This window comes from Rufibacter ruber, assembly GCF_014138425.1.
GTDB classification, from domain to species: domain Bacteria; phylum Bacteroidota; class Bacteroidia; order Cytophagales; family Hymenobacteraceae; genus Nibribacter; species Nibribacter ruber_C.
Genome location: NZ_JACJIQ010000001.1, coordinates 27,145 through 41,743, shown reverse-complemented (window position 1 = coordinate 41,743; position 14,599 = coordinate 27,145). Strand labels below are relative to the sequence as shown.

The window sequence follows — 14,599 nt, the reverse complement described above, 5'->3', positions numbered from 1 at the left end:
GTCTTTGTAGTAGTACTGATGTAGTACCACAGCAGGGCTGATGTAGTATTGATGTATTGGTTTTTTAGGAGATTGAATTAACAAATCCGTATTTGGCTCCCACAAAACCATGCACCACTTAACAAAAATTCAATCTATGAAGCAAAAACTACTCATTTTTCTACTCCTGCATTTCTGTGGAGTTGCATTTGCCCAGACTACAATTTCAGGCAGGGTGACCTCGGCTAAAGGTTCTGAGCCTTTGCCAGGTGTGAGCATAATTGTAAAGGGGACCACTGTTGGAGCATCATCAGATGTGAACGGCAATTTCCAAATACAAGCTCCTGCCAATGCCACAACGTTAGTCGTTAGCTACATTGGTTTTACACAGCAGGAGATCCCTATTAACGGGCGAACCACTATCAATGTCTCTTTACAGGAAGACCAGAGAGCTTTAGAGGAAGTAGTGGTTATTGGGTACGGTACGCAACAAAAGAGCCTGGTGACCGGCGCTATTTCTTCTGTAAAAGCTGAAGAGATAGCCACCGTTTCCTCCAGCAGGATTGATCAGGCTTTGCAAGGGCGTACCGCTGGCGTGACTGTTTTACCAGCTTCTGGCTCACCTGGTAGCGGCATGCGCATTAGAGTACGGGGCACAGGATCAAACAAATCTTCAGAGCCCCTTTATATAGTAGACGGGGTGAGAACCGGCGGAATTGAGTATCTGGACCCTTCAGAAATAGCCTCAATTGAGGTTCTCAAAGATGCGGCTTCTGCCGCCATTTATGGATCTGAAGGCGCGAACGGGGTAGTAATCATTACTACCAAGACAGGTAAAACCAACTCCTCAGACATCAACTACAGCTTTCAGTATGGGGTACAGTCAGTAGGTAAGCTAATGCCTATGATGACTGCGCCACAATACCAGCAATACCTGGAAGAAGCAAAGGCAAATGGCAGACCTACGGTTGCTGATATAGCTGGCGTAGGAGAAGGCACTGACTGGTTTGATGAAGTTTTCCAAACCGCTCCACAGCAACGCCACACTATCAACTTTAGCGGAGGCACAGAAAAGTCCAGCATTCTGGTAGGCGGCAGCTATTTCACCCAGGAAGGGGTAATTGGCGGTGACAAGTCACAGTTTGAACGATATACCTTTAGAGTAAACACAGACCACAAGATCAAGTCCTGGCTCAACATTGGGGAGCGTTTTTCTTATTCAAACTTTAACAGAAGTGCGTTGGCTGAGAATGATGAGTTTGGCGGTCTGGTAACCAGCGCTCTTTCCCTAGACCCTATTACGCCCGTCATTTACACAGGTGCTTTACCCGCCCACGTACAAGCTGCCATAGATGAAGGCCACCCTTTGGTGCGGGATGCTAACGGTAACTACTACGGCCTCTCTAATTTTATCAGGGGAGAATATGGCAACCCTTTAGCTAGGATTGCCTCTACTCATGGTAACTCTGTTCAAAATAAATTTGTTGGAAACATCTATGCTGATGTGGAGCCAATTGCAGGCTTGAAATTCACCTCACGTTTTGGTATTGATGGTGCTTTTCAAAAGGACCACGCCTGGACCCCTACTTTCTGGTACTCTAGCGAAAGTAAAAATACTGTAGCAAGTGGCTCTGACAACCAAAACAACTGGTTTACCTGGCAGTGGGAAAACTTTGCTACCTACACTAAAAACATAGGGCAGCACAACTTCACGGTATTGGCAGGTACCTCTGCCATCAAAAGCACATGGAATTTTGTTGGAGGGAGTTATGCAGGTCTGTTCAGGGAGAGTGATGATTTCTCTTATGCAGAAGGCACGCCAGATGATAATGATAAAATTGGAAGCAATACATCAGTCAGTACTTTAGGCTCTTTCTTTGGTAGAGTCTCTTATGACTACGATGGTAAGTACCTCTTGAATGCCTCTTTCAGAAGAGACGGTTCATCTAGATTTGCAGCTGGGAAAAAATGGGGTAATTATCCTTCAGTGTCTTTAGGCTGGGTAGTTTCTAATGAAGATTTCTTTCCAGACACTAAAATCAATCACCTGAAGCTCCGCTCTAGCTGGGGACAAAATGGTTCTACATCTGCTGTAAATCCTGGCCAATGGTTTGCGGCCATTACACCGTCTGGGAAATATTTAGATGCTGCTGGCAACTATTTAGTAGCTGCTTCACCAGACATTATCTCAAACCGCAACCTAATGTGGGAAACAAGTGAGCAGCTGGACTTTGGTCTTGATGTAGGCTTGTTCAACAACCGAGTGTCTTTTACAGTTGATTATTACAATAAAGAAACCAAAGGATTGCTAACCCCAGGTCAGGCACCAGGTTTTGCCGGCAACCCTGCGGGAGACGTCAATGGCGGAAATGTACGCAACAGAGGGTGGGAATTTGAGTTAGCTTACCGCAGCGATGGCCAAAAGGCCTTCCAGTATGAAATTGCGGGTAACTTAACAACAGTTAAAAACAAAGTCACCTATCTGAATCCGCTTGTAAAGGAAATCCCGGGCGCAGGTATTGGCACCGGCTACAATGCAACGGTGTTTCAGGAGGGATACCCCATCTGGTATCTGCGCGGCTATAAAACAGATGGCATCTTACAAAACAAGCAGCAAGTTGATGAATATCTGGCAGGTGGTCTGAAAGGCTATGTTCCGGTACCCGGCGACCCTAGGGTGGTTGACGTAAACGGTGACAACCAAATCTCACCGGCAGATCATACAATGATAGGTAGCCCTCATCCAGATATGGTATTTGGTGTTCGTGTCAACCTTGCTTATAAAGGTTTTGACCTACTTGCCTTCTTACAAGGGCAATTTGGCAATGAGATCCTGATGGGCTTTAACCGCGTTGACCGCCCTACCGCCAACAAACCGGCTTTCTTCTTTGAAGACCGCTGGACCGGAGAAGGCAGCACCCAAACCTGGTTCAGAGCAAACACTGACAATGATAAAATCTACAACAGCGATCTAATGGTTTTTGATGGCTCTTATGCACGCTTACGCCAATTACAGGTTGGCTATACATTACCAAGCACTGTAACCAGCAGATTAAAGATCAAGAATGCCAGAGTCTATGTTTCGCTTGACAACTACTTCACTTTCACAGACTACCCAGGCCTGGACCCAGAGGCGGGCAGTAACAATGCCAACAGCTTAGGCATTGACCGTGGTACCTACCCTGTACCCAGATTGGCAATGTTTGGTCTAAACTTCAACTTCTAAGTAGAATCCTCATGACAAAGAATTATATAAAATGCGCGCTGTTAAGTTTTACCCTCTTAACCGGAGCTACTGGCTGTGAAGACTTTCTAGAACAACCGGTTCCAGGAAAGTTATCTGAAGAAGGGTTTTATAAAACAGACTCAGATGCGCTACAGGCCACTACCGCCATCTATGACATCATGCAGGCCCATTATAATACCGCATGGAGCAGTATTTACATGGTAAAGCTAATGCCCTCAGATGAAAGCAATGCCGCCGGCAGCGGTTCAGGTGACCAGCCGGCCTACCAAACCTTAGATGATTTCAACTTTGACAGTGAAAATGCGGCCGTAAAGGCAGCGTGGGATCTCACGTACCGTGCCGTTTTCAGAGCCAACAAAGTAGTCAAGAACGTTCCACCTGAAAATGCTTTACGCAAAAGGCTTATTGCCGAAGCTAAATTCTTAAGAGCCTTTAATTATTTTGAATTGGTAACGCTTTGGGGAGACGTACCCCTGGTGTTAGATGAGGTACCGGCGGAGCAATGGACCAGCACTCCCCGCGCCCCCAAAGCCGAAGTCTATGCTCAAATTGAGAAAGATTTACAGGAAGCCATTACCGACCTGCCCCTTAAAAGCGGTTATTCTGCCGCAGACAAGTTCAGGGCGTCTAAGGGAACGGCACAAGCCTTACTTGGGAAAGTATTCCTGTTCCAGGAAAAATGGAATGATGCCGCTACACAGTTTGAAAATGTGATATCTTCTAAGGAATATGGTCTGGAATCTTCTGTTGGAATAGTATTCTCTAAAAAAGGTGAGTTTGGGAAAGAATCCTTATTTGAAATTTCCTTCTCCTCTATAGAGAGATACAACTGGGGCAACTTTCCCTGGGACAGTAGACCAGAAAGTAACATTCACCTGCAGTTAATGGGGCCAAGAAGTGACTTCTATGTGAAAGCCCCTTCTGATTCACTCATAGGGGGTTGGGGGTTCAACTCCCCCAAAGCAAAGCTGTACCAGGCTTTCACCGCAGCCGGTGATGTAAAAAGAAGAGAGGTGACCGTTATGTCTGAAGCTGAACTAAAAGCAAAAGGCGGCAACTGGACAAACCCTAACGCCTATGAGTATGAGGGCTATTTTCAGCGTAAGTACGGCACCTATTTATCCCAAACGTCAACCACAGATGGTGATGCCGCCGAACTTAACTATGGTACCAACTGGCGTATGATACGGTATGCAGACGTTTTATTAATGGCGGCAGAAGCATACTACCGCGCGGGAAATGCGGGCAAGGCGCAGGAATATCTAAATGACGTAAGGGAGAGATCTGAGTTGCCTGAAATATTCCCAACTGGTACTGATCTTTTCAACGCCATAGTGAGAGAAAGATACCTGGAGCTTGCCTTTGAAGGCTTCCGCTATCAGGACTTGGTACGTTGGGGACTGGCTACCCAAGAACTTGGACCCTTAGGGTATCAAGCCAACAAGCACAACCTGTTACCTATTCCTGGGGCAGACATCAGAATAGCTGGTTTATCACAAAACCCTGGCTATTGATACTAAAGCAGTTTCTGCAGGAGCAGCGGGTAACGCTACTGCTCCTGCAGAAACTGCTTTTTCTAAGACAAACAACATTGAAACAACAGACAGAAGGCTAAGCAGGTAGAAGTCTCTACTAACTGAAACCCACAGGTGTGGGTATATTAAGGATCAAGCATTCCCAACTCAGCCAACTACGGGGAATGAGGCCTTCAGTAAGACAAGCGTTCACCTCCCGCCTGGTACTTCAAAACTAAAATAAAATGAAATTTAAACGTTACGTGGCGTTTTGCCTGGGGCTTGCCATGTCCAGTGGGGTGGCCGTGGCCCAGACGCCGCGCTTCAATGAACTGGTATGGGCAGATGAGTTCAACGGGAAAGGAACCTTGGATGCAACTAAATGGACCTATGACCTGGGCAGTAAGAACAACGGCTGGGGAAATCAGGAACTGCAGCATTACACCAATGCCCCTGAGAACGTACGGCAGGAGAATGGCCATCTGGTGATTGAAGCGCTTAAAAAAGACGGGAAATGGACCTCCGCCCGCGTGAAAACCCAGGGGAAATACGGTTTTACATACGGCCGGGCTGAATTTAGAGCCAAACTCCCAACGGGAGTAGGCACGTGGCCCGCCCTCTGGTTGCTGGGGGAGAGCATTACCACCAAAGACTGGCCAGCCTGCGGCGAAATTGACGTGATGGAACATGTGGGGAGACAACTGGGGCGGGTACAATCTGTCCTGCACACCCCAGCCAGCCACGGCAATACGGTCAATTTAGACGCCACCATGGTACCAGATGCCACTTCGGCTTTTCACCTGTATGCCATGGAATGGACCGAGCAGGACATCAAGTTTTACGTAGATGACAAGCTTTTCTACACCTATGCGCCAGCGGTTCAAGATGCCAGCACCTGGCCTTTCAAGGATGACTTCTTCCTCATCATCAATCTGGCCATTGGCGGAAACCTGGGCAGCGAAGCGTCTCTGGAAACCGACGGCAAGAAAAACGGAGTAGATCCGGCCCTGACCAGAGCCAGATATGAGGTAGACTACGTACGGGTGTACCAGAACTTTAAAGAGTTATCTCTTTCTGGGCCTTCTCAGCTCAACCCTATGTCAAAGAAGGCCACCTTCACCGCCAGTAAAGTGACAGATGCTTCTTATAAATGGGTTCTTCCGGCTGGCGCAACCATAGTGAAAGGGCAAGGCACGCCTGAAATACAGGTAAACTGGGGAAAAGCCTCGGGACCCGTACGGGTGCAGATGACCTTGAATGGCCAAACGTACCAAAAGACCTTACACGTAAAAGCCTCAAAACAAGCGGCGGGTAGTCCCTCTGCCCCTAAAAACGTTGGCTCTTCCACCAAGTAAACCTGTTTAGAATCTTCAGATTCCCCACCTCAAATTATTTCATTCACTTAAGCTGAGACAAAGAAACTTACCCTCCGCACGGCGGTGTGGGCGGGTGTGTACAGCCTCACAACTAACTCTTTCCCTATGAAAAGGACTGCAATCCCTCTCCTTTTGCTTCTAAGTTATCTTACCGCCTTTACCTCCTTCGGGCAGAAGAACCAGAAGGTACCTACTGAAAAGCGCATAGAAGACCTTTTGGCCAAGATGACGCTGGAAGAAAAAGTAGGACAGCTCAACTTTGTGGTAGGCGACCTCTTTAACACCGGCCCCACCGTGCGCACCTCAGAATCTGACCGGTTCAATGAGGCCATCAGGAAAGGTTCCATCACGGGCATCTTCAACATTCACGGCGCTGACTATATTGGTAAACTACAAAAAATTGCCGTAAAGGAGTCCCGACTGGGAATTCCCTTACTCATTGGGGCTGATATCATTCACGGCTTTAAAACAGTGTTCCCTATTCCGCTGGGCGAATCTGCCAGCTGGGACCTGGCTGCCATTGAGATGGGTTCGCGCGTAGCCGCCATTGAATCAACTGCGGGGGGTATTAACCTCACCTTCGCGCCCATGGTTGACATTGCCCGTGATTCGCGCTGGGGCCGCACCGCCGAGGGCGCCGGGGAAGACCCGTATCTGGGTTCTCTCATTGCCGCCGCCCGCGTAAAAGGCTTTCAGGGCAAAGACCTGTCTGACCCGCGCACCATGGCGGCCTGCGTGAAACATTTTGTGGCCTACGGCGCCGCCGAAGCCGGGCGTGATTACAATACCACAGACATGTCTGAGTACCTGCTGCGCGATGTGTACCTTCCGCCGTTCAAGGCGGCCTTAGACGCCGGTTCTGCCACCTTGATGTCTGCCTTCAATGAGTTGAATGGCATTCCGGCCACGGGCAATATGTTTACCATGCAGCAGATTCTGCGCAAGGAATGGGGCTTTCAGGGCGCAGTGATCTCAGACTGGCAGAACATCACCGAAATGGTGAACCACGGCTACTCCAAAGACCACGCCCAAGCCGCCGAGCAGGCCCTGAAAGCCGGTACCGATGTAGACATGATGGGCGAAGCCTATCTGAAATTCATCCCTGAACTGGTGCGCAGCGGTAAGTTTGACGAGAAAATCCTGAACGAATCGGTGCGCCGCGTGCTGTGGCTCAAGTTCAAACTGGGCCTGTTTGACAACCCTTACCTGTACTCCAGCACCAAACGGGAGAAAAACGAGATACGCAGCAAAGAGAATCTGGCCGCTGCCTTTGACATGGCCCGCAAATCAATTGTGCTGCTCAAGAACCAGGGCAACGTGCTACCGCTCACCGCTAATGTGAAGAAGATTGCGGTGATTGGTCCGCTGGCCAACAACAAGGCCGACATGAACGGTACCTGGTCATTCTTCGGGGAGGAGCAGCACCCGGTCACGTTCCTGGAAGGAATCAGGAAGTACGCCAAAGGCGCTGAGGTGACATATGCCCAGGGCTGTGAACTCTACAGCAACTCCACCTCCCTCTTCCAGGAGGCCGTAGCCGCCGCCCGTAACGCAGATGTGGTCATCATGGCCATTGGTGAAAGTGCCGTAATGAACGGGGAAGGCGCCTCGCGCGCTGACATTGGTCTCCCCGGCGTGCAATTAGATCTGGTGAAGGAAATCCATAAAACCGGCAAGCCCATAGTAGCTTTGGTGAGCAGCGGCCGCGCGTTGGAACTGAGCTGGCTAGACCAGAACATTCCGGCCATTCTGGCCACCTGGTCCTTGGGTTCAGAAGCCGGAAACGCAGCGGCCAGCGTACTATACGGCGAGTACAACCCGGCCGGCAAACTGCCGCTTTCTTTCCCGCGCCACGTGGGGCAGCTGCCCCTGTATTACAACTACAAGAACACCGGCCGTATGTATGAGGGCGACCACTCTGAACCCGGCAGCGAGCGCGTGTACAAATCCCGCTACCGCGATGTGCCCAACACGCCGCTCTACCCCTTTGGGTACGGCTTGAGCTACACCAATTTCAGCTACGGCAAACTCAGGTTAAACAAAAGCAGCATCTCAGGTAATGAGCCGCTGGTGGTGAGCGTAGACGTGACCAACGCCGGAAATGTAGCCGGCGAAGAGGTGGTGCAGCTGTACATCCAGGACCTGGTGGGCAGCACCGCCCGCCCCGTGAAACAGCTCAAGAAGTTCCAGAAACTGGCCTTCGCCCCCGGCGAAACCAAAACCATCACCTTCACCCTCACCAAAGAAGACCTCTCCTTCTGGCGCCAAGATATGACATTTGGCGCGGAGCCCGGTGATTTCAAAATAATGGTGGGCGGAAATTCACGGGATGTGCAGACGTTGCCGTTTACCTTGACAGCCCTGTAATTACAATTTCCTGTTTTGGGGCTGTTTTCCTGAAAACAAGCCAAAAACGCCAGCAGCACTAGCTGGCGTTATTGTTTTCTATACCTTGATTCTTCCCTTCTAACATCACGCGCTGTGATTTCTTGTTAGATTGAGCTGAAAAAATGAACCCGATAAAAGTAGTTGGCCTAGCAAAAACAAGAGGATCAGTACAGCAAAGACGTTCTGTAAGGCATGAGAAATATCAATTGGCACATGCAGATACAGCAGCAAAGGGATGGTTAGAAAACAGTGCAGGAAAACATTCCTATAAGACAAGACCTTCCCTTTTCTCTCTAAAAAATAATAGGCCCCCGCCAAAACCAACAGCCAGAAGTGCGCAAAAACACTTACTAAAGCGTACGGCGGAAGAATGACCGTATGCCAACCTGGAATCACTGAAACCGCAATGTCCTCAGAAAAGACCAACCTGATAAGTAGGAAAAAGAACAGGTTGAGGTAAATAAGATAGGTTCTCCGCATACAGTTAGGGCGCTGGCAGGTTAGACATTGTGTTTTCGGCCTGTTTTCTGGAAAACAGGCCAGAAACAGAAAGAACGCCTATATTTTATACGCCTGCCGGGCCAGCAGTTTCCAATGTCCGCGTTGCTTCTGCCACACCAGCAGCACGCCCAGTTTCACCGTGCCCGGGTTTCCGCTGTCATTGGTGGTGGCGGAGAGCTGGTGCCGCACAATGGCTGTCTTGCCAGAAACCTGAATGGTCTGGTTGGTCAGGTCAACGGTTACAAAATCTGATTTCCCGCTGGCCAGGGTCTCCACGAAGGTGGTTTTGTCCTCAATTTTACCGCTGGAGTGGCCGTAGCTCAGTTTATCGGTCACCAAGGCCTCCAGCGCGGCCCTTTCCCCAGAGATCAAAGCGGCTTTGAACTGATCTACGGCGGCGGCTACTTTGTTCTCTTCCTGGGTTCGCTTTGACTGTGCCTGGGCGGGCAACAGAAACACCAAAAAACAGATAACCCATAAAGAAAGGAACCTTTTCATACACTGAAATTTAAAACCACCCCCGGCAGCGGACTTCAAGATAATCATTCTTCGGCTATCGCCGAAAGCAGCACATACTAAAGTTGCCAAAAAGAGAGTTAGCTTCAATAAGAATTCTTCTATATAGCATTTCAATAACGCACACCTGTTATTTTATTCACTATGAATGTCTTCTCTTCTCCGTTCTCCCGCTTAAAAATGAATTTGGCGGTCCTTTATTTGCTGGCAATCCCCCTCTTAACTGCGTGCAATCCGCCGGCGGCAGTTGAGAAAAAACAGGTGAAAGTGCTGGGGTACGGTAGCGTGACGGCTTACCCAGATTATGCCGAGATCTCAGTGGAGTCTTCTTTCACCAAAGACCGCATGAAAGACGCCGTGAAAGAAGTGCTGGTGGTGACCAATGAGGCGATGGCGCTGGCCAAGAAATTCACCAACGCGCCAGAAGACGTTAGGGTGAGCAGCATTTCTGCGAACAAAGACTATGAGTATGCCAACGGGAAGCAGAAGTTTCTGGGGTATAACTCGGCCCAGTCTATCACGGTTAAAATCTCTGACCTCAAGAAGCTGGAGGCGTTTATGGAGGAGCTGCTCACCCTCAGAATCAACCGGATCCAGAACATCAGCTATTCGCACACCAAAGCAGACAGCCTGCGCCGCGAAGCCAGTGCGCTGGCCCTGGCAGATGCCACCAAGGCCGCCGACCAGCTTTGCCAGGCCAGCAACGCCAAAAGAGGCGCGGTGCTGGAGGTAGCCAATTACCGTACCCTGGAGACTGAAGACCGCGAGGTGTACGCGCAGCAGGAAGTGAACATGGGTTTGTACGGCAAGGGGTTTGGCGGCGAAGGCTTTAAAATCACCCCTGAACTGCTCAGATTCAAGGGCACCTGCCACGTGGTCTTTGAAATGGAGTAATTTATTTCTGTTTTGGGGCTGTTTTTAAGAAAACAGCCCCAAAATAGAAATCCTGCTACCACGCCACCGGTGGCTCGGCATCTGGGTTCCAGACCCGCCGGGCCAGCTCATTCAAGGCCAGGCGGGCGGGCCTGAAACCGTCAGCGAGTTGATGGTACACCTGGGCCAGTTCCAATTGATAGGCCAGTTTGTGGTGGGCGGCAGTCTTAAAGCTTGTGCGGCCTATGTCTTCATAGAAAGAGAAATCTGGCGCGCCGCGCTGCTGCCGCCGTTCAACCCAGGCATGGAACATGCCAGACAGGAACAAGGCGTAGTTGCCTATGTGAACACGTATCAAAAAAGCTTCGGCGGCCGAGGCGGTGGCCAGCGCCTCCAGCATCTCTACAATATAATTGAACTGGTGCGGCAGCTTCTCATGGGGGGATTGCAGTTGCTGGGTTTTGGAGAACTTCAGGAGCAAAGCGCCAATGTAGTCGGCCAGTTCGCGGTCTTCAATGCCCTGGCGCCTGAGCACGGTACGGGCTAAGATGTAGAAATACAGCTGCTGCGACACCTGCACCTGCCCTTCACGGGAGAGAAGCGCCCGGGTGAGGGCGTCATTGTCCAGCATCTCGTCGCGGCACTCGGGGTCGCTGAGCAGTTCTATGAGAGAGATACGGCTGCCCTGGCGGGATAAGACCCGCGCCACAAAATCAAAATCGGTGGCGGTGAATTGGGCACGGCAGTTGGCTAATACCATGGTTCCTACTCCTTTCCAAGTTCGTAGTTTAAACGTACAGATTGAATTTTTACCACTCTGAAAACCATAGATGGCTGCATGTCTAAGAACGTAATGGTATTTTAGAAGGTTGTACCGCAGGCATTGCCTCCCGCCTGGTTACACGGGCCGTGCGTTTTCGGCCTGTTTTCTGGAAAACAGGCCGAAAACGGGTTAAGCTTCCTGCCCGTTGCTGAACTGGTCAATCATGTCTTGCAGCACGTCTTTGCCGTAGCCAATCTGGTTGGCGTAGTGCAGGCACAGGTTGTACTCCCGCCTGGCCATGTGCCCGTCCTGCATCATCATCTGCACCAGCGTCTGCAGTTCCAGGGTTTTCTGCAGCCCCTCTTCCGGGATGGTGAAGGTGAGGTTGGTCACGTTGTCGCCAATGGCGCGGGTGTCTTCCTCTGACAGGTTGAGCTGCTGGCCAATGGTGACCAGGAAGTCGCTCTCCTCCTCTTCAATGTTTCTATCGGCTATGGCCACCAGCACCAGGTTCTGGAAGAAGGCCAGCTTTTTCTCTTTGGTATCAAATACGTCGTCAAATGATTTTCCGGTTGCCATGTGGTTTGGGGTTTGGTAAGTTCTCTCTCTTACTGGAATCTGGGGGGAAGGTTTTAATGCTTCTTCTATTCTGTGGTAGCCCTCTCCCTATTACAAATGCCGATACTCCCCCTGTGAAGGGGGCGAAGGGGGATGTTGACACCGGCTGTTCACGCATTGCTGATACTCCTCTCCTCGGAGGGGTGGGTCTCACGCATAGCTGAACTCCCCGCGACTCCCCGTCGAGTCTGGAGACTCGACCCATCGTTTGGCACGAGACTTCAGTCTCGCGCCAGTTCCAGTATTCAACCATCTGCAACACCGCCCGCTCATAAAGACCTCGTAGCGTCCGGAGGACCTGCGAGCGTCTGCGCCAACAGCTACCCCAACCCTGAAAATCCTGCTTCTCATAACTTGAGCCATCCTCATCCTACCCTTCTCCCAGCGGGAGAAGGAACATGGAAGTTTGCGTTTTCGGGCTGTTTTGGCCAAAACAGCCCGAAAACGCAAAAGAGCCTGCCCGGCTTCACAACCAGACAGGCTCTTTTCATATCAAGGTGAATCCATTCACACCTTCACTCCTTCACGCATTAAACTAACCAATGGCCTGCTCCAGATCAGCAATTAAATCTTCCACGTCTTCAATACCAACACTCAACCGAATCAGGGAATCTGACAAGCCGCCTTTCAGGCGCTCTACCTGCGGAATGCTGGCGTGGGTCATGGTGGCGGGGTGGCCGCAGAGCGATTCTACGCCGCCCAGCGACTCGGCCAGGGCGAAATAATGGAGTTTCTCCAGTACCTGTATGGCGTCTTCCTGCTTGTCGCCTTTCAAGACAAACGAAATCATGCCCCCGAAATCGCGCATCTGGTCTTTGGCAATCTGGTGGTTGGGGTGGCTCTCAAAGCCGGGCCAGAAGACTTTTTCTACTTTGGGGTGCTGTTTCAGGTATTCGGCAATTTTGCGGCCGTTCTCACAGTGGCGCTGCATGCGCACGTGCAGGGTTTTCAGGCCGCGCAGCACCAGGAAGCAGTCCTGCGGGCCAGGCGTTCCGCCGCAGGCGTTCTGCAAAAATGCCAGTTTCTCTGCCATTGCGTCTTCTTTCACCACAATTGCGCCCATCACCACGTCTGAGTGACCGGCCATGTACTTGGTGAGCGAGTGCATGACAATGTCAGCACCCAAGTCCAACGGGGTCTGCAGGTACGGCGTGCTGAAAGTGTTGTCTACCACCAGCGTGAGGTTGTGCTTTTTGCAGATATCGGCGGCGCCTTTGATGTCAATGATGTTCAACAGCGGATTGGTTGGCGTTTCTACCCACACCATTTTGGTATTCTCCGTTACATACTGCTCAATACTGCTGATATCGGCCATAGACACAAACGTGAACTTGATGCCGTAGTCCTGGAACACCTTGGTAAAGATGCGGTAGGTGCCGCCGTATAGGTCGTTGGTAGAGATAACTTCGTCACCGGGTTTCAGCATCTTGATGATGCAGTCAGTGGCGGCCATGCCCGAGGCGAAGCAAAGCCCGTGTTTGCCGTTCTCCAGGGCGGCAATGGCATTTTGCAAGGCGGTGCGGGTGGGGTTGTGCGTGCGGCTGTACTCGTAGCCGTTGTGGTCGCCGGGCGAACGCTGCACGTAGGTACTGGTTTGGTAAATAGGGGTCATGATGGCACCGGTGGTTGGGTCTGGCGCCACGCCCGCGTGTATGGTTTTAGTTCCGAATTTCATCCTTTCTTATACGGTAGTCTAGGCGCAAGTTAGAGAAATTAACGCTCCTTTTGCAAGGCCGCCCGCCGCAGCCTTTGTGCCCGTTTAGCCGTACTTTGGGAAAAACACCCGATATTGGGCCTGCCTATGTGGAAGAAACTCCTGCAACAGAACTCCGGAACGCTCATTTACTCTCTGCTGCTGGTGGTGGTGCCGGTGGTGGTGAGCTCGGGCCTGGGGTTCTGGCTCTACCGCAACCAGGAGCTCATGCACTCCCTCACCCCCGAGCAGATGCTGCTCTACTACCTGCTCATCTCGCTCACCATGGCCTTCGCGCTTACGCCCACCACGTTTGTAGCCTTGGCTACGGGCTTCTTCGTGGGCTGGGAAGGTTTTCCGGGCGTAGTCATCGCCTATGGCGCGGCTGCTTTGATTGGTTACCAGATGGCGCGGCTCATTGACCAGGGCAAATTGGAGCGCCTGCTGCACCAGTTCCCCAAGGCCGAGGGAATCCGGGACGAACTCCGGAGCCAGAGCTGGAGCCTGATTATCCTGACCCGCATCTCGCCGGTGCTGCCCTTCGCGTTCATGACCTTTGTGCTGTCTCTGGTGCGGGTACCCCGAATGCGGTTTCTGGTGGCCAGCATGGTGGGCATGCTGCCGCGCACGCTGTTCTTTTTCTGGGTGGGCACGCAGGCCCAGGATTTGCTGGCGCTGCTGCAAAACCCCAATGCGGGCACCAGCGGCAAACTCCTGATGGGTGGGCTGGTGGTGATTTCCTTCGGGGGGCTGTACGTGCTGCTGAACCGGGCGTTTAAAAAGGCGCTGGCGAAGTCTGCTTAGGCATTCATCTTTGCTTTGCCATTTGGGTCAGGGTCCTTCCGCTTGGTCTTTAGGGCCAACTCCCCCCCCTTTTGCCCTTCAGGAAGAATCCAGGGGGGCGAACTAGAAAAGCAGCTCCGTTTACTACGCGGTTTGTCTTCAAGCTCTTATCTCCGTTTCTGGGCTGTTTTCGTGAAAGTAGGCCCAAAACAGCGGGGGCTTATGGTCGCTAGCGCTCCGATGCAGGGTGTGAAGGAAATGCTTTTAAGTGATTAGCCGGCGTGGTCGCATAGGGAGGCGAGCCCCAAACCTTCTGATTTACAGCGGTTGTGCCACAACTTTCAGAAA

General features: G+C 51.3%; 11 protein-coding genes. 6 read left to right on the top strand and 5 right to left on the bottom strand.

The window, feature by feature from the left end:
• Positions 1–109: 109 nt before the first annotated feature.
• The 4 genes from FHS90_RS00165 (at position 110) to bglX (ending at position 8,483) form a co-directional block, all read left to right on the top strand.
• Positions 110–3,205 (top strand): SusC/RagA family TonB-linked outer membrane protein, encoded by a 3,096-nt coding sequence (locus FHS90_RS00165; RefSeq protein ID WP_343049527.1) that lies wholly within the window; start codon positions 110–112, stop codon positions 3,203–3,205.
• A gap of 11 nt (positions 3,206–3,216) precedes the next feature.
• Positions 3,217–4,740 (top strand): RagB/SusD family nutrient uptake outer membrane protein, encoded by a 1,524-nt coding sequence (locus FHS90_RS00160; protein ID WP_182511127.1) that lies wholly within the window; start codon positions 3,217–3,219, stop codon positions 4,738–4,740.
• Between the two features lie 245 nt (positions 4,741–4,985).
• Positions 4,986–6,095 (top strand): family 16 glycosylhydrolase, encoded by a 1,110-nt coding sequence (locus tag FHS90_RS00155; protein ID WP_182511126.1) that lies wholly within the window; start codon positions 4,986–4,988, stop codon positions 6,093–6,095.
• A 126-nt stretch (positions 6,096–6,221) separates the two neighbouring features.
• Positions 6,222–8,483, top strand: a complete 2,262-nt coding sequence (gene bglX / locus FHS90_RS00150) for a beta-glucosidase BglX (protein WP_182511125.1) — start codon at positions 6,222–6,224, stop codon at positions 8,481–8,483.
• 105 nt (positions 8,484–8,588) lie between these two features.
• Here bglX and FHS90_RS00145 read toward each other — a convergent pair whose 3' ends face one another.
• Both FHS90_RS00145 and FHS90_RS00140 read right to left on the bottom strand, forming a co-directional pair.
• Positions 8,589–8,984: a hypothetical protein gene (locus tag FHS90_RS00145; protein ID WP_182511124.1), complete on the bottom strand. Its 396-nt coding sequence runs from the start codon at positions 8,982–8,984 to the stop codon at positions 8,589–8,591.
• A gap of 78 nt (positions 8,985–9,062) precedes the next feature.
• Complete coding sequence (locus tag FHS90_RS00140; protein WP_182511123.1) at positions 9,063–9,503, bottom strand: nuclear transport factor 2 family protein; 441 nt, start codon at positions 9,501–9,503, stop codon at positions 9,063–9,065.
• A 162-nt stretch (positions 9,504–9,665) separates the two neighbouring features.
• Here FHS90_RS00140 and FHS90_RS00135 point away from each other — a divergent pair, with 162 nt between their 5' ends.
• Complete coding sequence (locus tag FHS90_RS00135; RefSeq protein ID WP_182511122.1) at positions 9,666–10,415, top strand: SIMPL domain-containing protein; 750 nt, start codon at positions 9,666–9,668, stop codon at positions 10,413–10,415.
• 55 nt (positions 10,416–10,470) lie between these two features.
• Here FHS90_RS00135 and FHS90_RS00130 read toward each other — a convergent pair whose 3' ends face one another.
• The 3 genes from FHS90_RS00130 to FHS90_RS00120 all read right to left on the bottom strand — a co-directional run bounded on the left by FHS90_RS00130 (position 10,471) and on the right by FHS90_RS00120 (position 13,450).
• Positions 10,471–11,154 carry a hypothetical protein gene (locus FHS90_RS00130; RefSeq protein WP_182511121.1) on the bottom strand — a complete coding sequence of 228 codons (684 nt, stop codon included), beginning with the start codon at positions 11,152–11,154 and terminating at the stop codon, positions 10,471–10,473.
• 192 nt (positions 11,155–11,346) lie between these two features.
• Positions 11,347–11,736: a hypothetical protein gene (locus FHS90_RS00125; protein WP_066829593.1), complete on the bottom strand. Its 390-nt coding sequence runs from the start codon at positions 11,734–11,736 to the stop codon at positions 11,347–11,349.
• A gap of 574 nt (positions 11,737–12,310) precedes the next feature.
• Positions 12,311–13,450 carry a cystathionine gamma-synthase gene (locus FHS90_RS00120; protein WP_182511120.1) on the bottom strand — a complete coding sequence of 380 codons (1,140 nt, stop codon included), beginning with the start codon at positions 13,448–13,450 and terminating at the stop codon, positions 12,311–12,313.
• Between the two features lie 126 nt (positions 13,451–13,576).
• Between FHS90_RS00120 and FHS90_RS00115 the strand changes: the two genes are divergently transcribed.
• On the top strand, positions 13,577–14,272 hold the full coding sequence (locus FHS90_RS00115; RefSeq protein WP_220482952.1) for a TVP38/TMEM64 family protein: 696 nt from the start codon (positions 13,577–13,579) through the stop codon (positions 14,270–14,272).
• Positions 14,273–14,599 lie beyond the last annotated feature (327 nt).